Genomic DNA, 18,722 nt, shown 5'->3' with positions numbered 1-18,722 from the left:
CCTCCGTCGTCACTGCGTGGTCCGCCGGCGGGGGCGGCCGTAGAGAGGTCGATCACGCCAGCCACCCCGCCTGCACGGCCAGGAACGCCGCCACCACCAGCAGCGCGCCGGTCAGGATGGACGTCGCGTACGACCGGACGAAGCCGGTCTGCAGCCGCCGGAGTCGGCCGGAGCCCCCGCCCACGGCGGCGGCGAGGCCGTTGACCAGCCCGTCGATGCCCCGGTTGTCGAGGAAGACCAGCGCCCGGGTGAGGAAGATCCCCGGCTTCTCGAAGACCGCCTCGTTGAAGGCGTCGGTGTAGAGGTTGCGCCGGGCGGCGGTGACCAGCACACCCGCCGGCTGCGGCTCGGTGGCCGTGCCGTTGCGGAACAGCGACCAGGCGAGCCCGGCCCCGGCGATCGTGACGACCAGCGACAGGATCGTGATCACCGTGTGCGACAGCACGGCGTGGTGCTCCTCGCCGGCCTCGCCGAGCACCGGCGTCAGCCAGGAGGCCAGGCCGTCGTTCCACACCATCAGGCCACCGGCGACCACCGAGCCGATCGCCAGCAGGATCAGCGGGATCGTCATCAGCTTCGGCGACTCGTGCGGGTGCTCGATGTCCTCGGTCCACCGCTTCGGGCCGTGGAAGGTGAGGACGAACAGCCGGGTCATGTAGAACGCGGTGAGCCCCGCGCCGAGCAGCGCCGCCCCGCCGAACAGCCACGCCGTCCAGTCGTCCCGCGTGAAGGCGGCGACGATGATCGGCTCCTTGGAGAAGTAGCCGGACAGCGGCGGCAGGCCGATGATGGCCAGCCAGCCCATCATGAACGTGATCCAGGTGACCTTCATGTACTTCGACAGCCCGCCGAAGCGGCGGATGTCCACCTGGTCGTTCATGCCGTGCATGACCGAGCCGGCGCCGAGGAACATGTTGGCCTTGAAGAAGCCGTGCGCCAGCAGGTGGATGATCGCCAGGGCGTACGCCCCGCCGCCGAGGCCGACGCCGAGGAACATGTAGCCGATCTGGCTGACCGTCGACCAGGCCAGCACCCGCTTGATGTCGTCCTTGGCCGCGCCGATGATGCAGCCGAGCAGCAGGGTCAGCGCGCCGACGCTGACCACCACGAGCTGGAGCGTCGAGTTGGCCGAGAAGACCGGGTTGGACCGGGCGATCAGGTAGACGCCGGCGGTGACCATGGTGGCGGCGTGGATGAGCGCCGACACCGGGGTCGGGCCCTCCATCGCGTCCGGCAGCCACGCCTGCAGCGGGAACTGGCCGGACTTGCCGGCCGCGCCGAGCAGCAGCAGCAGGCCGAGCACCAGCACCGTGGTGCCGGTCAGCGAGCCGACCCCGTTGAACACCTCGTCGTACTGGGTGGTGCCGAGGGTGGCGAACATGATGAAGATGCCGATGGCCAGGCCGGCGTCGCCGACCCGGTTCATCAGGAACGCCTTCTTGCCGGCGGTGGCCGCGCTCGGCCGGCCGTACCAGAAGGAGATCAGCAGGTACGACGCCAGACCGACGCCCTCCCAGCCGAAGTAGAGCATCACGTAGTTGTTGCCGAGCACCAGCAGGAGCATCGCGGCGACGAAGAGGTTGAAGTAGGCGAAGAACCGCCGCCGACCCTCGTCGTGCGCCATGTACTCGACCGCGTACAGGTGGATCAGGAAACCCACCCCGGTGATCAGCAGGACGAAGACCGCGGCCAGCGGGTCGAACAGCAGGCCGAAGTCCACGTGCAGGTCACCGACGGCGATGAAGTCCCACAGGCTCAGCTCCGCCGACTTGTTCTCCAGGCCACGGAGCTGGAAGAAGTAGGTCAGGCCGAGCACGAAGGCGGCCCCGATCGCGGCCACCCCGAGCCAGTGCCCCCACCGGTCGGCCCGCCGCCCCAGCAGCAGCAGGACCGCCGCGCTGGCCAGCGGAATCGCCACCAGCAGCCAGAAGCTGCCCAGCAGGCCGCTCGCCGCAGCGTAGGCGACTTCACCTGCCGGCTCAGCCGGGGCGTTCATCAGAATCGTTCCCACCGCAGGGCCCCTTAGTACTTCAGCAGGTTGGCGTCGTCGACGCTGGCCGAGCGCCGGGTCCGGAAGATGGACATGATGATCGCGAGGCCGACCACGACCTCCGCCGCGGCCACCACCATCACGAAGAACGACATGATCTGGCCGTTCAGGTCACCGTTGATCCGGCTGAAGGTGACCAGGGTCAGGTTGGCCGCGTTCAGCATCAGCTCGACGCACATGAACAGCACGATCGCGTTCCGGCGGACGAGCACCCCCACCGCACCGATGGTGAACAGCACCGCGGCGAGCACGAGATAGTAGTCCGGGGTCACCGGTCCGTCCCCTTCAGCGTGGTCTCCTCGGCGGTCATCTCCCGGGCCGGCATGATCTCCGGGATGCTGCGCTCGGTCAGCCGGCCGTCGGGCAGGCGGGCCGGCGTGGCCACCGAGGACGAGGTGGCGAAGACACCCGGGCCGGGCTTCGGGCCGGGGTAGTTGCCCGGGGCGAAGCGGGCCTTCATGGTGGCGATCTGGTCCATCTTGTCCTCCCGACGCCGCTCGATGTGCGCCAGCACCATCGCGCCGACCGCCGCGGTGATCAGCAGCGCCGAGGTCAGCTCGAAGGCGAAGACGTACTTGGTGAACAGCAGCCGGGCGATGCCCTGCACGTTGCCCTCGGCGTTGGCCTGCTCCAAGCCGACGGCCGAGACGCCGCCGAGGCCCCGGTAGAGGCCGCCGCCGACCAGGCCGGCGAAGCCGAGGCCGAGCACCACGGCGGCGACCCGCTGGCCGCGCAGGGTCTCGATCAGCGAGTCCGAGGAGTCCCGGCCGACCAGCATCAGCACGAACAGGAAGAGCATCATGATCGCGCCGGTGTAGACGATGATCTGCACCATGCCGATGAACGGCCCGGCCTGCAGGACGTAGAAGACGCCCAGGCAGAGCATCGTCAGCACCAGCCAGAGCGCCGAGTGCACGGCGTTGCGGGCCGCGATCATGCCGATCGCGCCGAGCAGCGCCAGCGGGGCGAGGATCCAGAAGGTGACCTCCTCGCCGCCGGAGACCCCGCCCGCCGCGGCGAGCACCGTCTGCGTGGTCATGCCTCGTCCCCCTTGCCCGCCGCCGCCCGCTGGGCCTGCTGCTCGGCGCCGGGGAAGGTCACCCCGGGGTGCTCCTCGACCTGGTAGCGACCCGGGCTGTTCGCCGCGTGCTCGGCCCCGGCCGACGTGCCCGGGTTGCTCAGCGCGCCGACGTAGTAGTCCTTCTCGCTGTCGCCGAGCCGCATCGGGTGCGGCGGCTGCTCCATGCCCGGCAGCAGCGGCGCGAGCAGCTGCTCCTTCGTGAAGATCAGGTCCTGCCGGTTGTCCCGGGCCAGCTCGTACTCGTTGCTCATGGTGAGCGACCGGGTCGGGCAGGCCTCGATGCAGAGCCCACAGAAGATGCAGCGGGCGTAGTTGATCTGGTAGACCGACGCGTGCCGCTCACCCGGGGACAGCCGATTCTCCTCGGTGTTGTCCCCGCCCTCGACGTAGATCGCGTCGGCCGGGCAGGCCCAGGCGCACAGCTCGCAGCCGATGCACTTCTCCAGGCCGTCCGGGTGCCGGTTGAGGATGTGCCGCCCGTGGTAGCGCGGCGCCGAGACCGGCGGCTTGAACGGGTAGTCGGTCGTGACGACCTTCCTGAACATGTGCGAGAAGGTGACCCCGAAGCCCTTGAACGTTCCGGTGATCGCGCCCACGTCACACCTCCCTGGAGTCCGAGCCGGCGGCGATGTTGGCCGGCTCCCGCTCGGCGACCACGCGCTTGGTGCGCGGGCTCGGTGGCACTTGCAGGTCCATCGGTGGCAGCGGGAAGCTGCCGTGCGGGCGGCTGTTGACCTGCTCCTGCAGCGTCGGCCGCGGCTCCTTCTTGCGGCTCGGCCACAGCAGCGTCACCAGCAGCAGCACACCCGCGCCGAGGCCCGTGGCGAGCAGCCGGTCCCGGGTCTGCCAGCCCTCGATCGAGCGCAGGCCGGCCAGGACCAGGATCCAGACCAGGTTGATCGGCAGCAGCACCTTCCAGCCGAACCGCATGAACTGGTCGTAGCGGAGCCGGGGCAGGGTGCCCCGCAGCCAGACGAAGACGAAGACCAGCGCCAGCACCTTGCCGAAGAACCAGAGCATCGGCCACCAGCCGGTGTTGGCGTCCGCCCACAGCGTGATCGGCCAGGGGGCCCGCCAGCCGCCGAGGAACAGCGTCGTGGTGACCGCGGACATGGTCACCATCGCCACGTACTCGCTGAGCATGAAGAGCGCGAACTTCAGCGAGCTGTATTCCGTCATGAAGCCGGCGACCAGCTCCGACTCGGCCTCGGGGAGGTCGAACGGCGCCCGGTTGGTCTCACCGACGGTGGCGATGAAGAAGATGATGAAGCTCGGCAGCAGCAGGATCGCGTACCAGCCCGGGGCGGGGATCTCGGTGCCGGCGATGGTCAGCCGGGTGGCGTCGCCCTGGGCGGCGACGATCCCGCTGGTCGACATCGTCCCGGCGGTCATGAACACCGCCACGATGCTCAGCCCCATCGCGACCTCGTACGAGATCATCTGGGCGCTGGAGCGCAGGCCGCCGAGCAGCGGGTACGTCGACCCGGACGCCCAGCCGCCGAGCACGATGCCGTAGACGGCCAGCGACGAGCAGGCCAGCAGCACCAGCACCGCCACCGGCACGTCGGTGACCTGCAGCGGCGTCCGGTGGCCGAAGATGCTCACCATCGGGCCGAACGGCACCACCGACAGCGCGGTGACCGCGCAGACCACCGAGATGACCGGCGCGAAGAAGTAGACGACCTTGTCGGCGGCCTTCGGGAGGATGTCCTCCTTGAAGGCCATCTTCAGGCCGTCGGCGAGGGTCTGCAGCAGGCCGAACGGGCCGACCTGGTTGGGGCCGGGCCGCACCTGCATGTAGCCGACGACCCGCCGCTCGAACCAGACGCCGAGCAGCGTGGCCAGCAGGCCGAAGACGAAGGCGAACAGGACCTTGATCAGGACCAGCCACCACGGGTCCTTGCCGAAGTCGGCCAGCGTCGGGTCCTGCGCGAGGTAGACCGCGTTCACTGGGAAACACCCCCGGTGTTGAGGAGGGGACCCGGGCGGCCGGCCGCATCGGCGGCGACCTCGCCGGCCGGGGCCGGTCCGGTCGCCGTGGCGGCGGAGATCCGCACCACCGTGCCGGACGTCGCGCCGAGGCCGCGCCGGACGGTGGAGCCGGGTGAGTTGGTCGGCAGCCAGACGACGCCGTCGGGCATCTCGGTGATCGCCGCCGGCAGGGTGATGGCTCCCCGGTCGGTGCCCACCGTCACCGGGTCGCCGTCGGCCACGCCGAGGGCCTCCGCGGTGCCCTTGCCCAGCCGGGCCACCGGCGGGCGGGCGGTGCCGCCGAGGTGCTCGTCGCCGTCGGTCAGGCTGCCCAGGTCGACGAGCTGGTGCCAGGTGGCCAGCACGGCCTCCCCGGCGCCGGGCTGCGGCACCGTGGCCGGCTGCACCGACGGCGTGGACGGCCGGTCGGCCCGGGTCGGCGGCAGGCTGCCCAGCTCGCGGCGGACGCTGAGCACGTCGCCGGTGCCGAGCTGCACGTCGAGCAGCGCGGCGAGGGCGTCGAGCACCCGGCCGTCGGTCATCGCGGCGGTGTGCAGGACCGCCTCGAAGGGCCGCAGGCGGCCCTCCCAGTCCAGGAAGCTGCCGGCCTTCTCGACCACCGGGGCGACCGGGAGGACCACGTCGGCCCGGCGGGCCACCGCGCTCATCCGCAGCTCCAGGCTGACCAGGAACGGCACCGCGTCCAGGGCCTGCTCGGCCAGCCGGGGGTCGGCCAGGTCGGCCGGGTCGACGCCGGCGACCACCAGCGCGCCGAGCTGACCGCCCGCCGCCGCCGCGAGGATGGCGTCGGTGTCCCGGCCGGCCTGGCTCGGGATCACGCCGGCCGGGATGTCCCACGCCTCGCCCAGCTCGGCCCGCGCGGCCGGCTCGGTGACCGGACGGCCGCCGGGGAGCAGGTTCGGCAGGCAGCCCGCGTCGACCGCGCCCCGGTCGCCCGCGCGCCGCGGCACCCAGGCCAGCTTCGCGCCCGTACGCCGGGCCACGTCCGCCGCCGCCGACAGGCCGCCGGGCACCTCGCCCAGCCGCTCGCCGACGATCAGGATCGCGCCGGGGGTGCTCAGCGCCTCGGCCACCGTGGCGTGCTCGGCGAGCACGCTCGCCTCCTCGCCCGGCACCACCCGGGCCAGCTTGGCCCCGAGCTTCTCCAGGCCGCGGGTGGCGAACGGCGCGATCGCGTACACCGTCAGCTTCTTCTTCAGGTACGCCTTGCGCAGCCGCAGGAAGAGGATCGGGCACTCCTCCTCCGGCTCCAGGCCGACGAGCACCACGGCGGGGGCGTTCTCCACGTCCGCGTAGGTGACGTCGGTGCGCCCGGCGACGGAGCTGGCCAGGAAGTCGGACTCCTCGCGGGAGACCGGCCGGGCCCGGAAGTCGATGTCGTTGGTGCGCAGGGCGACCCGGGCGAACTTCGCGTACGCGTAGGCGTCCTCGACGGTGAGCCGGCCGCCGGTCAGCACCGCCGTGCCCCGGGCGGAGTCCCGGGCCGCGGCCAGCCCCTCGGCGGCGACGGTCAGCGCCTCGCTCCACGACGCCTCGCGCAGCTCACCGGTCTCGGCGTCGCGCACGAGCGGGTTGGTGATCCGGTCGAACGCGCGGGTGTACTGGAAGCCCCAGCGGCCCTTGTCGCAGTTCCACTCCTCGTTGACCTGCGGGTCGTCGCCGGCCAGCCGGCGCAGCACCTTGCCGCGCCGCCAGTCGGTGCGCTGGGCGCAGCCGGCCGAGCAGTGCTCGCAGACGCTGGGGCTGGAGACCAGGTCGAACGGGCGGGCACGGAACCGGTACTGCGCGCCGGTCAGCGCGCCCACCGGGCAGATCTGCACGGTGTTGCCGGAGAAGTAGGAGTTGAACGGGACGTCGCCGCTGTCCTCGCCGGCCTCCGCGCCGTACTCCTCGTCCCGGTAGATGTTGATCTCCTCGGCGGACGACCGGCCCATCAGGTCGATGAACTTGTCGCCCGCGATCTCCTCGGAGAACCGGGTGCAACGCTGGCAGAGCACGCAGCGCTCGCGGTCGAGCAGCACCTGGGTGCTGATCGGCAGCGGCTTGGGGTACTCCCGCTTGTGCTCGTGGAACCGGGAGTCCGTGCGGCCGGTGGACATCGCCTGGTTCTGCAGCGGGCACTCGCCGCCCTTGTCACACATCGGGCAGTCGAGGGGGTGGTTCATGAGCAGCAGCTCCATGACCCCCTCCTGCGCCTTCTTGGCGACCGGCGAGGTGAGCTGGGTGCGCACCACCATGCCCTCGGCGACGGTCTGGGTGCAGGAGGCCACCGGCTTGCGCTGGCCCTCCACCTCGACCAGGCACTGCCGGCACGCGCCGGCCGGGGCCAGCAGCGGGTGGTCGCAGAAGCGCGGGATCTCGGTGCCCAGCTGCTCGGCGACCCGGATCAGCAGCGCGCCCTTGGGTGCGGTGACCTCGACGCCGTCGATCGTGAGGGTGACGGTCTCGGTCTGCTTGGCTACGTCGGTCATCAGTGCGCTCCCACCAGCTGCTTGTCCGACAGCTTCGGCGCGGTACGTCCCTCGATGTAGTCGAGGTAGTCCTGCTTGAAGTACTTCAGCGACGAGGTCACCGAGCTGGTCGCACCGTCACCCAGGCCGCAGAACGAGCGGCCGAGGATGTTGTCGCAGGTGTCGAGCAGGGTGTCCAGGTCCTCGTGGGTGCCCTGGCCGGCGAGGATCCGCCGGTAGACCCGGACCATCCAGTAGTTGCCCTCGCGGCACGGGGTGCACTTGCCGCACGACTCGTGGTGGTAGAACTCCAGCCACCGGTAGGTCGCGTAGACCGGGCAGTCCTGGTCGGAGAAGATCTGGGTGGCCGTGGTGCCCAGGATCGAGCCGGCCGCCGCCACCCCCTCGAAGTCCAGCGGCACGTCCAGGTGCTCGGCGGTGAGCAGCGGGGTGGACGAGCCGCCCGGGGTCCAGAACCGCAGGTTGTGGCCCGGCTGCATCCCGCCGGCCAGCTCCAGCAGCTCGCGCAGCGTGACGCCCATCGTGCACTCGTACTGGCCGGGGTTGGCGACCCGGCCGGAGAGCGAGTAGATCATCGGCCCGGACGACTTCTCCGTGCCCATGGTCTTCCACCAGTCGGCCCCGCCGAGCACGATGTACGGCACGCTGGCGATGGTGCCGACGTTGTTGACCACGGTGGGGCTGGCGTACAGGCCGTGGGTCGCCGGGAACGGCGGGCGCAGCCGGGGCTGGCCCCGGAAGCCCTCCAGCGAGTCCAGCAGCGCGGTCTCCTCACCGCAGATGTACGCCCCCGCGCCCGAGTGCACCACCAGGTCCAGGTCGAACCCGGAGCCGAGGATGTTGCGCCCGAGGTAGCCCTTGGCGTACGCCTCCTGGACGGCGCTGCGCAGCCGGCGCGCGGCGTGCACCGCCTCGCCCCGGATGTAGATGTACGCCCGGCTGGCCCGGATCGCGTACGACCCGATGATCACGCCCTCGACCAGCGAGTGCGGGTCGTGGGTCATCAGCGGCAGGTCCTTGCAGGTGCCCGGCTCGCCCTCGTCGGCGTTGACCACCAGGTAGTGCGGCTTGCCGTCGCCCTGCGGGATGAAGCCCCACTTCAGGCCGGTCGGGAAGCCCGCGCCGCCGCGACCGCGCAGCCCGGAGTCCTTGATGAGCTGGATCAGGTCGTCCGGGTGCGCCTTGAGCGCCTTGCGCAGGGCGGCGTAGCCGTCGAGCTTCTCGTAGGTGCCGATCCGCCAGGCGTCCGGCGACAGCCAACGCTTGGTGAGCACGGGGGTGAGCTTGGCCAGGGTCTCCGGCCGGGGAGTCGTCACTGCTGGGCCTCCGCTTCCTTGAGGGAGCGCTCCTGGGCTTCGGCGTCGTCGCCGGCGGGCTTGCGGTCGCCGGCCGGCGGGTTCGCGGCGGCGCCCGCGGCCTGGGCCTGCTGGGCGTCGCGCGGGACCGGGGGCGCCCCGTCGACCGGCACCGCCACCCCGGGCGCGGCCGGCGCGGGCTCGGGCTCGGCTGCCGGAGCCGGCTTCGCGGCCTGGGCCTTCGCCTCGGCGGCGGCCTTCTCGGCCTCGGCCTTCGCCTTGGCCTCGGCGGCGGCCCGGTCGGCCTCGGCCTTGCTCCGGATCGGGGTGTTCGGGTCGTAGCCCGGCACCGAGATGCCGTGCTGCTCGGCCAGCCGCAGGCCCCGCAGGGTGGGCTCGCCTGGGCCGCCGTCGGCGACCGCGCCCTCGCGCTCGTCGGCGAAGCCGGCGAGCTGCACCGACATCTCCTTCAGCGTGCAGAGCCGCGCGCCCCGGGTCGGCATCGGCCGGCCGCCGGCCCGCAGCTCCTCGACCACCCCGACCGCGGTCTGCGGGTCGACGCCGTCGAAGAAGTCGTAGTTGACCGTCATGACGGGGCCGTAGTCGCAGGCCGCGAGGCACTCGGCGTGCTCCAGGGTGACCTTGCCGTCGGCGGTGGTCTCGTCGTGCCCGACGCCCAGGTGCTCGGCGAGGGTGTCGTAGACCTCCTGCCCGCCCAGCACGTTGCACATCGTGTTGGTGCAGACGCTGACCAGGTAGTCACCGGTCGGCCGGCGCTTGTACATCGTGTAGAAGGTGGCGACCGCGCCGACCTGGGCCTTGTTCAGGCCGAGCACCTCGGCGCAGAACTCGACGCCGGCCGGGGAGACGTACCCCTCCTCCGACTGCACCAGGTGCAGCAGCGGCAGCAGCGCCGACCGGGACCGGTCGGCCGGATAGCGGGCGATGATCTCGCGCGCCCGCTCCCGCGTCTGCTCAGTGAAAGTCGTCGTCATCGGTCACAACCACCCATCACGGGGTCCAGCGAGGCGCCGCCGGCGATCACGTCGGCGATCAGGCCGCCCTCGGCCATCGCCGGGAGGGCCTGGAGGTTGACGAAGCTCGGCTCCCGGTAGTGCACCCGGTAGGGCCGGGTGCCGCCGTCGGAGACCGCGTGCACGCCCAGCTCGCCCCGGGGCGACTCGATGCCGACGTACACCTGGCCCGGCGGGACCCGGAAGCCCTCGGTGACGAGCTTGAAGTGGTGGATCAGGGACTCCATCGACTGGCCCATGATCTTGGCGACGTGCTCCAGCGAGTTGCCCATGCCGTCCACGCCGATGGCGAGCTGCGCCGGCCAGGCGATCTTCTTGTCGGCCACCATCACCGGGCCCGGCTTGAGCCGGTCCAGCGCCTGCTCGACGAGCTTCAGCGACTCCCGGATCTCGGCCAGCCGCACCAGGTAGCGGCCCCAGACGTCGCCGTCCGGGTGGGTGGGCACGTCGAACTCGTAGGACTCGTAGCCGCAGTACGGCATCGTCTTGCGCAGGTCCCAGGCGAGGCCGGCGGAGCGCAGCACGGGGCCGGTGACGCCCAGCGCCAGGCAGGCGGTCACGTCGAGCACCGCCACGTGCTTGGTGCGCTCGGTCCAGATCGGCTGGCCGGAGAGGAGGTCCTCGTACTCCTTGAGCTTCTTCGGCATCATCTTCAGGAAGTCGCGGATCTTGCGGATCGCGTCGTCCGGGACGTCCTGCGCCACGCCGCCCGGCCGGACGTACGCGTGGTTCATCCGCAGGCCGGTGATGGTCTCGAAGATGTCGAGGATGTACTCCCGCTCGCGGAAGCCGTACAGCATGATCGAGATCGCGCCCAGCTCCATGCCGGTGGTGGCCAGCCAGACCAGGTGCGACGAGATCCGGTTGAGCTCCATCATCAGGACCCGGATCGTGGTGGCCCGCTCGGTGATGTCGTCGGTGATGCCGAGCAGCTTCTCCACCGCGAGGCTGTACGCCGTCTCGTTGAAGATCGGGGAGAGGTAGTCCATCCGGGTCACGAACGTCGAACCCTGCACCCAGTTGCGGTATTCGAGGTTCTTCTCGATGCCCGTGTGCAGGTAGCCGACGACCGACCGGGCCTCCCGGACGGTCTCGCCCTCCAGCTCCAGGATCAGCCGGAGCACGCCGTGGGTCGACGGGTGCTGCGGACCCATGTTGACGACGATCCGCTCGTCGTTGATCGGGTCCGTGCCGGAGACCACCTGGTCCCAGTCCCCACCGGTGACGGTGAAGACCTTGCCCTCGGTCGTCTCGCGCTCGGTGGCGTAGTTCGACGTCGTCACTGGTACGACCTCCGTCGGTCCGGCGGCGGGATCTCCGCGCCCTTGTACTCGACGGGCACGCCGCCGAGCGGGTAGTCCTTGCGCTGCGGGTGCCCCTCCCAGTCGTCCGGCATGAGGATCCGGGTCAGGTTGGGGTGGCCGTCGAAGACGATGCCGAACATGTCGTACGTCTCCCGCTCCTGCCAGTCGGCGGTCGGGTAGACGGCGGTGACGCTCGGCAGGTGCGGGGCCTCGACGGAGACCGCGGCCTCCAGCCGCAGCCGGCGGCGGTAGGTCATCGAGGTGAGCTGGTAGACCACGTGCAGCCGGCGCTCGTCCGCGCCCAGGTAGTCCACCCCGGACACCGAGGAGCACAGCTCGAAGCGGAGCGCGAGGTCGTCGCGCAGCACCTGGCAGACCTCGGCGATGCGCTCCGGGCGTACGTGCAGGGTCAGCTCGCCCCGGTCGACCACGACCTTCTCGATCGCGTCGCCGAAGTGCGGGTACGCCTCCTCCAGCGCGTCGCGGACCTCGTCGAAGTAGCCCCCGTACGGCCGAGGGGTGTCCTCGATCGGCCGCTGCTGGCGGACCAGGCCGCCGAAGCCGGAGACGTCGCCGGTGCCGTGGATGCCGAACATGCCGCGCCCGGCCGGGCTGGACGGCGGGTGCTCGGCCGGTGCGCCGCTGGTGGCGCCGGCCGGCGTCACCGGCACGGGCACGCCGCCGGTGCTGTACCTGTCGTTCGGTGCGGTCACTTGGGGCCCCCGTGCGGGTGGAGGTGGTTCTGCGCGTTCATCCAGTTCTCGATCCGCAACTGCTCCTCGCGCCCCTCGCGGACCGCCCGGGTCCACTCGGCGCGGCGGGCCTTGTCGTTGCGGTACGACGAGGGCATCGAGCCGTACGGCACGACGGGGACGTCGCCGCGCTCCTGGCGGGCCTGGAGCATCTTGCGACCGTTCGGGCCCAGCGGCTCATACATGATCTTCTCGCGGAGCTTGAGGATCGCGTCGATGAGCATCTCCGGCCGGGGCGGGCAGCCCGGGAGGTACATGTCGACCGGGACGATGTGGTCGACGCCCTGCACGATGGCGTAGTTGTTGAACATGCCGCCGCTGCTGGCGCAGACGCCCATCGAGAGCACCCAGCGGGGCTCGGCCATCTGGTCGTAGATCTGGCGCAGGACCGGGGCCATCTTCTGGCTCACCCGGCCGGCGACGATCATCAGGTCCGCCTGGCGGGGCGAGGCGCGGAACACCTCCATGCCCCAGCGGCCCATGTCGTAGTGCGGGCCACCGGCGGCCATCATCTCGATGGCGCAGCAGGCCAGGCCGAAGGTGGCGCCCCAGACGGACGACTTCCGCGACCAGTTGACCAGCTTCTCCACGGAGGTGAGCAGGACGCCGGCGGGAAGCTTCTCCTCGATACCCATCTGACGTACCTCCCTCAGTCCCAGTCCAGGCCGCCGCGCCGCCACACATAGGCGTACGCGACGAAGACCGCGACGATGAACAGGACCATCTCCACGAAGCCGAAGATCGGCAGGGCGTCGAACGAGACCGCCCAGGGGTAGAGGAAGATGATCTCGATGTCGAAGACGATGAAGAGCATCGCCGTCAGGTAGAACTTGATCGGGAACCGGCCGCCCCCGACGGGCTGCGGGCTGGGCTCGATGCCGCACTCGTACGCCTCGAGCTTGGCCTTGTTGTACCGGCGCGGGCCGGCGAAGCGGGCGGCGGCCACGGAGAACAGCGAGAACGCCGCGGCGAGGGCGAACAGCCCGATAATGGGTGCGTAAGGCGAGAGCGTCATCGTGGTCTCCTGCTCGTCCTTCCCTGCCCTCGGCGGTGGTGGGCCAAAATCACACTATTCACGTCCCTCACGACGGCTGTCGGCGGGGGTCGATCTCTGCCTGGCCGGTGTCCTCGTCGACCTCGGCCCGACGGCTCACACGGCGGGTGCCGCCTTCGTCATCGCGTTGATGACCCGGTCCATCGCGTCCCCGCCGCGCGGGTCGGTCAGGTTGGCCAGCAGCTTGAGCACGAAGCGCATGAGGGCGGGGTGCGGCATGCCGTGCTTCGTGGCGATCCGCATGATCTCCGGGCGGCCGATCAGCTTCACGAAGATGCCGCCGAGCCGGTAGTAGCCGCCGAAGCGGGCCTTCAGCTCCTGCGGGTACGCCATGAGCGCCCGCTCCCGCTCGGCGCCGGCCGGCCGGGCGAGGGCCTGCACCGCGACCTCGGCGGCCAGTTCGCCGGACTCCATCGCGTACGCGATGCCCTCGCCGTTGAACGGGTTGACCATGCCGCCGGAGTCGCCGACCAGCAGGACGCCCCGGGTGTAGTGCGGCACCCGGTTGAAGCCCATCGGCAGCGCCGCGCCGAGGATCGGCCCCTCGGCGTTCGTCTCGTCGGTCAGCCCCCACTCCTCGGGGGTGTTGGCCAGCCAGTCGGTCAACAGCCGCCGGTAGTTGGTCTTGCCGAAGGCGGTGGAGGAGTTGAGGATGCCGAGGCCGGCGTTGACCCGCCCGTCGCCGAGGCCGAAGATCCAGCCGTAGCCGGGCAGCAGCTCGCCGTTGCCCTTGCCCCGCAGCTCCAGCCACGACTCCAGGTAGTCGTCGTCGTGCTTGGCGGGCGAGCGGTAGTAACGCCGGACGGCCACGCCGATCGGCCGGTCCTCGCGCTTGGCCAGCCCGAGGGCGAGCGGGAAGCGGCCGGAGACGCCGTCGGCGGCGACCACCAGCGGCGCGCGGAAGGTGGCGGGCTCCTTCTCCGGGCCGACCTCGGCCACCACGCCGATCACCCGGTCGTCGGCGTCGAGCACCGGGCCGGTCACGTTCACGCTGGTGCGCAGCTTCGCCCCGGCCGAGACGGCGCGCTGGGCGAGCAGGTCGTCGAAGTCGAGCCGGGTGCGGACCAGCCCGTAGTTGGGGAAGCTGGCCAGGTCGGGCCAGTCCAGCTCCAGTCGGACGCCGCCGCCGATCACGCGCAGGCCCCGGTTGTGCAGCCAGCCCGCCTCGGTCGAGGTGTCCACGCCCATCCGGATGAGCTGCCGGACCGCGCGCGGGGTCAGCCCGTCGCCGCAGACCTTCTCCCGGGGGAACTCGGTCTTCTCCAGCAGCAGCACCCGGACGCCGTGCCGCGCCAGGTGGTACGCCGTCGCCGAGCCACCGGGACCGGCGCCCACGACGATCACGTCGGCGTCGTTCTCCACCGCGGTCATCTGCGCCTCCTCCCCATGCTCGTGAAATGCTTCACAAGCCAGTCGGGTGGAGTCTATGACCGGCGTAACACGCGCGCCCGGTTAGGTGGCCCTAACTTACCGAGGTGAGGGCCACCAAGGTCCACTTCTCCGGTCAGCAGGGTCCACTTCGGTCGTCAGCGCGGGGCGGGGGCCGGGGCGTCCAGCCGGGTGTCGGCCGCGTCGTCCAGTCCGGCGTCGACCCGGATCGACTCGGGCAGATGGTCGCGCAGCGCGCCGCCGGCCACCCGGTCGAGCGCGGCCAGCACCTCGGCCACCACGCGGCGCACGTCGGCGGGATCGGCACCGGCCAGGTCCCGGAGCTGGGCGACCAACTCCGCCGCGTCGTCGTCCGGCGGCGCGTCGCCCGCCTGATCTGCTCCGGTCATGCCGCGAGCCTAAGCGGCAAAGTGGACTATTTCCCCACAATTGGGAAAGGTGTGGGCGACTCGGGTCAGGCGCGGCGGGTCGCGCGGTGCAGCGCCACGACGCCGCCCGTGAGGTTGCGCCACGCCACCCGCTCCCAGCCGGTCGCGCCGATCCGCCCGGCCAGGGCCGGCTGGTCCGGCCACGCCCGGATCGACTCGGCCAGGTAGACGTACGCCTCCGGGTTGCTCGACACCGTGCGGGCCACCGCCGGCAGCGACCGCATCAGGTACGACAGGTAGACCGTCCGGAACGCGGGGTTGACCGGGGTGCTGAACTCGCAGACCACCAGCCGGCCGCCGGGCCGGGTGACCCGGGCCAGCTCCCGCAGGGCGGCGTCGGTGTCCGACACGTTGCGCAGCGCGAAGGAGATGGTCACCGCGTCGAAGCTGGCGTCGGCGAAGGGCAGCCGCAGCGCGTCCCCGGCCAGCAGCGGCACCGCCGGGCGGGACCGCTTGCCGGCGTGCAGCATGCCGAGGGAGAGGTCGGCGCCGACCGCGTACGCGCCGGACTGGGACAGCTCCTCCGTGGAGACGCCGGTGCCCGCGCCCACGTCCAGCACCCGGTCGCCGGGGCCGAGCCCCAGGGCCGCCCGGGTGGCCCGCCGCCACGAGCGGTCCTGCCCGAAGGAGAGGACCGTGTTGGTCAGGTCGTAGCGGGCCGCCACCCCGTCGAACATCGCGGCGACCTCGTGCGGCTGCTTGTCCAGGCTGGCGCGCTGGCCCTGCGGGGTACGGCTCACCCCTCCACTCTGCCAGCCGCCGCCCGGACGCGGTACGGGCGGGGTGGTCGCCCACCCCGCCCGTACCGTCGTGTGTCGCCGCTGACCGGCTGTCGCGCTCCGGGTCAGTCGGTCGACTTCTCGTCGCCCGGCGTGACCAGCACCACCCGGCGACGGCGGGCCAGCACCAGCAGCACGCCGCCGGCCAGCAGCACGGCCGCGCCGACGCCACCGATCAGGCCGGCCTGCACGCCGGTCACCGGCAGCCCGCCGCCGCCACCGCTGCTGCTCGGCGAGGGGGTGACGCTCGGCTGCCCGGAGGGCGCGGCGGTCGGCGTGGCGCTCGGCTCACCGCTCGGGGTGGGGGTGGGGCTGGGCTGGGCCGACAGGTCCACGAACACGTCGAACACGGCCTGGTTGTCGACGTCGTCCGTCTCCATGAAGGCACGACGCTGCGCCGAGGAGGCGACCTGCGGCTCCTCCTCGGGCTCGCCCTCCGCCCCGTCCAGCCCGTACGCGAACAGCTCGCCGGGGCGCAGGACCGGCTCGGCCGCGTCGTCGGCGACCTTCACCTGCACGTCGTCGGTGTAGTACTCGCCCGGCTTCAGCACCGCGCCCGCGTCCTCGCAGAGCGCCTGGGCCAGCCCGCCGATCTCCTGCTCGACGCAGTTGTCGGGGAGCTTCGCGAAGCTGACCTTGGCCGGCAGGGTGAGCATGTAGAAGATGCCCGTCGCCCTGCGGCTGCCGTCGTTGTAGACCGCCCAGTCCAGCGGGGCCGTGCCGCCGCGCGGGATCGGCTTGAGGTCCGGCTCGCTGTTCTGCGCGCCGTCGACCACGACGTTGGCGTACCCGTCCTGCACCCACGAGGTGAGGTCGTAACCGGGGCGGGTCACGGTGATGTCGACGGTCTCGGAGTTGTCGTCGGCGTTCGGGTCGGCGGTCGCCGAGGTGATCGTCACCGTCAGCGAGCCGCCCTTGCCCCTGAGGCCCGCGCTGAACAGCGGGATGCCGAAGTCCTCGGTGGTGCCCCCGGCCAGGTCGCCGAGCAGGCAGGTGAACGTGGTGCCGGCGACGTCGCAGCCCTGCGGGACGACGAAGCCGACCCGCTGGGTCAGCCCCTTCGTCTCCACGGTGACCCGGACGTCGCGGGCCACGGCCGAGCTGCGGGTGTTGTCGACGGTGAACTTGAACGGCTTGGCCTTGGCCGCCTGCACGCCCCGGGCAAGGTTCTGGCTGAGCGGGACGAGCGCCAGGTCGGCCTGGTCGGCCGCCTGCGCCGGAGCGGCGACGGCGGCGAGGCCACCGGCGGCCAGCAGCGCCGCGGCGCCGACGCGGGTCAGCGCCGAGCGGTGAAACGAGGTCATTGATCCCCCGAGACAGGAAAGAGGGAGGTTGCGGAATCGAGCGGACGTTATCCGAGGTAGATCGTTCGCGCCAGCCGCAGCGCGCGATGTTCATCGCTTCGACCACGACCCGTATCGACAGTGAGGGCGGGATGGTCGCCCATCCCGCCCTCACCGCGGTGCGTTATATGAACGGCCCTCATGGGCCGATGGAGGATGTGGCCCGCCGGCCGTTCCACCCCGGCCGACCCGCTCCGACCTGCGTCGGAGGGTGCGCGCCGCACGTTATCGGCCCCCGGGCGACGCCGCCACCCCCCGCGCCGACGATGCCCGGACCGTACGTTCGGTCACCTCCGGGGATTGTCGGGATTGGTCGCTTGTGGGCGGGCCCTCAACCCGGTGCGTCCCCCGAACGGCGACCACTAATGCCCTCCCGACGACCGGTCACGGGACTTTCGGCCGGTCACGCTGCGATCCGGGGCCGCGACCCGGCGTGAGGGCCGGCCAGGGGCGTGCGCAGCCGCCGCGCCGCTCGTCGGTTTGGGGTCAGCCGTCGCGCCGCTCGTCGGTTGGGGCCACCAGGACCACCCGGCGGCGACGGGCCAGGACGAGCAGCACACCGCCGACGGCCAGCACCGCCGCGCCGACCCCGCCGATCAGGCCGGCCTGCGGGCCGGTCACCGGCAGGCCGCCGTCGCCGCCACCGCCGCCGTTGCTCCTGGCAATGACGAGCACGGCGAAGTCGTCGCTGTTGTCGCTGCCGTCGACCTCGTGCGCCGGCACGAGGGTCAGGCCGGACGGCAGGGCCGGCGCGGTCGCCTTCCGCGACCGCTGCTGCTGCGGCGTGAGCTGGCCCAGGGCCTCCGCCGTCACCGTGCCGGGCTTGAGGGCGACCGGCCCCCGCACACCGGCATCGACCGTGATCGGCACCACGAAACTCAGGGCGTCGCCGCCGTCGGCGAGCCGCAGGTCCTCGATCTCGCAGGTCACCTTGCGGTTGCCGGCGGAGTGCGTGCAGTCGGTGAACTCCGCCGCGAAGGTGACCCCCTCGGGCAGCAACATGGTGAGCCGGAGCCCGTCGGCGGCGAGGTCGCCCTGGTTGAAGACCTCACCGACGAGCACCGTGGTCTGGCCCGGTTGCAGGGCGGGGAATCCCTCGGTGTCGGGGTCGTACTCGTCCGGCCGGATGTGCCGGGTCACGTCCGGGACGCGGACGCCCAGGTCGACGCCGCTCTCCTCGGTGAACTCGACCCGTACGGTCCTGGTGTTGTTCTCCGGGGTGGTGTCGTCCGGCGAGGCGAGGGTGAAGGTCACCGGGGCCGAGCGGGGGGCGCCGCCGTTGTTCTTGAACACCAGCAGGGGCACCTCGACGGTCCGGCCGGGGGCCGGCAGCTCGTCGTCGAGCAGAGCGCAGTACCAGCGGTCCTCGCCGATCTCCTCGCACGCCTCGCCGCGCGGGATCGCCTCGGCGTCGAGCGGGTCGAGGTCGCTGACGTCCACCTCCACGCTGGCCTTCGAGACCGGGTTCGTACCCCGATTGCTGATCTTGATGAAGGCGGTCTTGCCCTCGACGCCGGCGGCGACCCGGGTGCCCGCGACGTCGAGCGAGAGGTCGGTGCCCGCGCCCTCGGCGTGGGCCGGGGCGCCGAGGGCGGCGAGCGCGCCGGAGGCGAGCAGGGCGGCGGCCCCGAGCCGCACCAGCGGTCGGTAACGCAAGGTCATGACTTTCCCCCGTGGAAAGAGCGGAATGTACGCGACCGCACGTTAGCGCTCGCCGCTCCGTCCCGCCGCCCCGTGCCGGGGTGGGTGG

17 protein-coding genes are annotated in these 18,722 nt (G+C 71.8%); all 17 read right to left on the bottom strand.

Features of this window, described 5'->3' with window-relative positions:
* Positions 1-52 precede the first annotated feature (52 nt).
* The 17 genes from nuoL to LPU61_RS25835 all read right to left on the bottom strand — a co-directional run bounded on the left by nuoL (position 53) and on the right by LPU61_RS25835 (position 18,634).
* Positions 53-1,996 carry an NADH-quinone oxidoreductase subunit L gene (gene nuoL, locus LPU61_RS25915; protein ID WP_229406617.1) on the bottom strand — a complete coding sequence of 648 codons (1,944 nt, stop codon included), beginning with the start codon at positions 1,994-1,996 and terminating at the stop codon, positions 53-55.
* Between the two features lie 26 nt (positions 1,997-2,022).
* Positions 2,023-2,322 carry an NADH-quinone oxidoreductase subunit NuoK gene (nuoK, locus tag LPU61_RS25910; RefSeq protein WP_007074133.1) on the bottom strand — a complete coding sequence of 100 codons (300 nt, stop codon included), beginning with the start codon at positions 2,320-2,322 and terminating at the stop codon, positions 2,023-2,025.
* The gene (locus tag LPU61_RS25905; RefSeq protein WP_043961434.1) at positions 2,319-3,089 is read right to left on the bottom strand and encodes an NADH-quinone oxidoreductase subunit J; all 771 of its coding nucleotides are present in this window, start codon (positions 3,087-3,089) and stop codon (positions 2,319-2,321) included. The genes nuoK and LPU61_RS25905 overlap by 4 nt, the downstream gene beginning before the upstream one ends.
* The gene (gene nuoI / locus LPU61_RS25900; RefSeq protein ID WP_043961432.1) at positions 3,086-3,727 is read right to left on the bottom strand and encodes an NADH-quinone oxidoreductase subunit NuoI; all 642 of its coding nucleotides are present in this window, start codon (positions 3,725-3,727) and stop codon (positions 3,086-3,088) included. Before nuoI ends, LPU61_RS25905 begins: the two co-directional genes overlap by 4 nt.
* 1 nt (position 3,728) lies before the next feature.
* On the bottom strand, positions 3,729-5,081 hold the full coding sequence (gene nuoH, locus LPU61_RS25895; protein ID WP_043961431.1) for an NADH-quinone oxidoreductase subunit NuoH: 1,353 nt from the start codon (positions 5,079-5,081) through the stop codon (positions 3,729-3,731).
* Positions 5,078-7,594 (bottom strand): NADH-quinone oxidoreductase subunit G, encoded by a 2,517-nt coding sequence (locus tag LPU61_RS25890; protein WP_229406444.1) that lies wholly within the window; start codon positions 7,592-7,594, stop codon positions 5,078-5,080. The genes nuoH and LPU61_RS25890 overlap by 4 nt, the downstream gene beginning before the upstream one ends.
* Positions 7,594-8,910 carry an NADH-quinone oxidoreductase subunit NuoF gene (nuoF, locus tag LPU61_RS25885; protein ID WP_229406443.1) on the bottom strand — a complete coding sequence of 439 codons (1,317 nt, stop codon included), beginning with the start codon at positions 8,908-8,910 and terminating at the stop codon, positions 7,594-7,596. The genes LPU61_RS25890 and nuoF overlap by 1 nt, the downstream gene beginning before the upstream one ends.
* On the bottom strand, positions 8,907-9,884 hold the full coding sequence (gene nuoE / locus LPU61_RS25880) for an NADH-quinone oxidoreductase subunit NuoE (protein ID WP_043961425.1): 978 nt from the start codon (positions 9,882-9,884) through the stop codon (positions 8,907-8,909). The genes nuoF and nuoE overlap by 4 nt, the downstream gene beginning before the upstream one ends.
* A complete protein-coding gene (locus LPU61_RS25875; protein WP_043961423.1) occupies positions 9,881-11,206 on the bottom strand; it encodes an NADH-quinone oxidoreductase subunit D in 1,326 nt (441 codons plus the stop codon). Before LPU61_RS25875 ends, nuoE begins: the two co-directional genes overlap by 4 nt.
* Positions 11,203-11,940: an NADH-quinone oxidoreductase subunit C gene (locus tag LPU61_RS25870; RefSeq protein ID WP_229406442.1), complete on the bottom strand. Its 738-nt coding sequence runs from the start codon at positions 11,938-11,940 to the stop codon at positions 11,203-11,205. Before LPU61_RS25870 ends, LPU61_RS25875 begins: the two co-directional genes overlap by 4 nt.
* Complete coding sequence (locus tag LPU61_RS25865) at positions 11,937-12,614, bottom strand: NADH-quinone oxidoreductase subunit B family protein (RefSeq protein WP_007074124.1); 678 nt, start codon at positions 12,612-12,614, stop codon at positions 11,937-11,939. Before LPU61_RS25865 ends, LPU61_RS25870 begins: the two co-directional genes overlap by 4 nt.
* A 14-nt stretch (positions 12,615-12,628) precedes the next feature.
* Positions 12,629-12,994, bottom strand: a complete 366-nt coding sequence (locus LPU61_RS25860) for an NADH-quinone oxidoreductase subunit A (protein ID WP_043961418.1) — start codon at positions 12,992-12,994, stop codon at positions 12,629-12,631.
* A 135-nt stretch (positions 12,995-13,129) separates the two neighbouring features.
* Positions 13,130-14,404: a geranylgeranyl reductase family protein gene (locus LPU61_RS25855; protein ID WP_043961416.1), complete on the bottom strand. Its 1,275-nt coding sequence runs from the start codon at positions 14,402-14,404 to the stop codon at positions 13,130-13,132.
* A 155-nt stretch (positions 14,405-14,559) separates the two neighbouring features.
* Positions 14,560-14,811 (bottom strand): hypothetical protein, encoded by a 252-nt coding sequence (locus tag LPU61_RS25850; RefSeq protein ID WP_043961415.1) that lies wholly within the window; start codon positions 14,809-14,811, stop codon positions 14,560-14,562.
* Positions 14,812-14,876: 65 nt separating this feature from the next.
* Positions 14,877-15,590 (bottom strand): demethylmenaquinone methyltransferase, encoded by a 714-nt coding sequence (locus tag LPU61_RS25845; RefSeq protein ID WP_077935666.1) that lies wholly within the window; start codon positions 15,588-15,590, stop codon positions 14,877-14,879.
* 104 nt (positions 15,591-15,694) lie between these two features.
* Positions 15,695-16,933, bottom strand: a complete 1,239-nt coding sequence (locus tag LPU61_RS25840) for a hypothetical protein (RefSeq protein ID WP_043961411.1) — start codon at positions 16,931-16,933, stop codon at positions 15,695-15,697.
* Between the two features lie 525 nt (positions 16,934-17,458).
* Positions 17,459-18,634 (bottom strand): hypothetical protein, encoded by a 1,176-nt coding sequence (locus LPU61_RS25835; protein WP_229406441.1) that lies wholly within the window; start codon positions 18,632-18,634, stop codon positions 17,459-17,461.
* Between the last annotated feature and the right edge of the window lie 88 nt (positions 18,635-18,722).

This window comes from Micromonospora sp. NBRC 110038 (genome assembly GCF_020884815.1).
In the GTDB taxonomy this organism is placed as follows: Bacteria; Actinomycetota; Actinomycetes; order Mycobacteriales; family Micromonosporaceae; genus Micromonospora; species Micromonospora haikouensis.
Note: the sequence above shows the minus strand (reverse complement) of the source record. Positions and strands in the feature narration are given on the sequence as shown.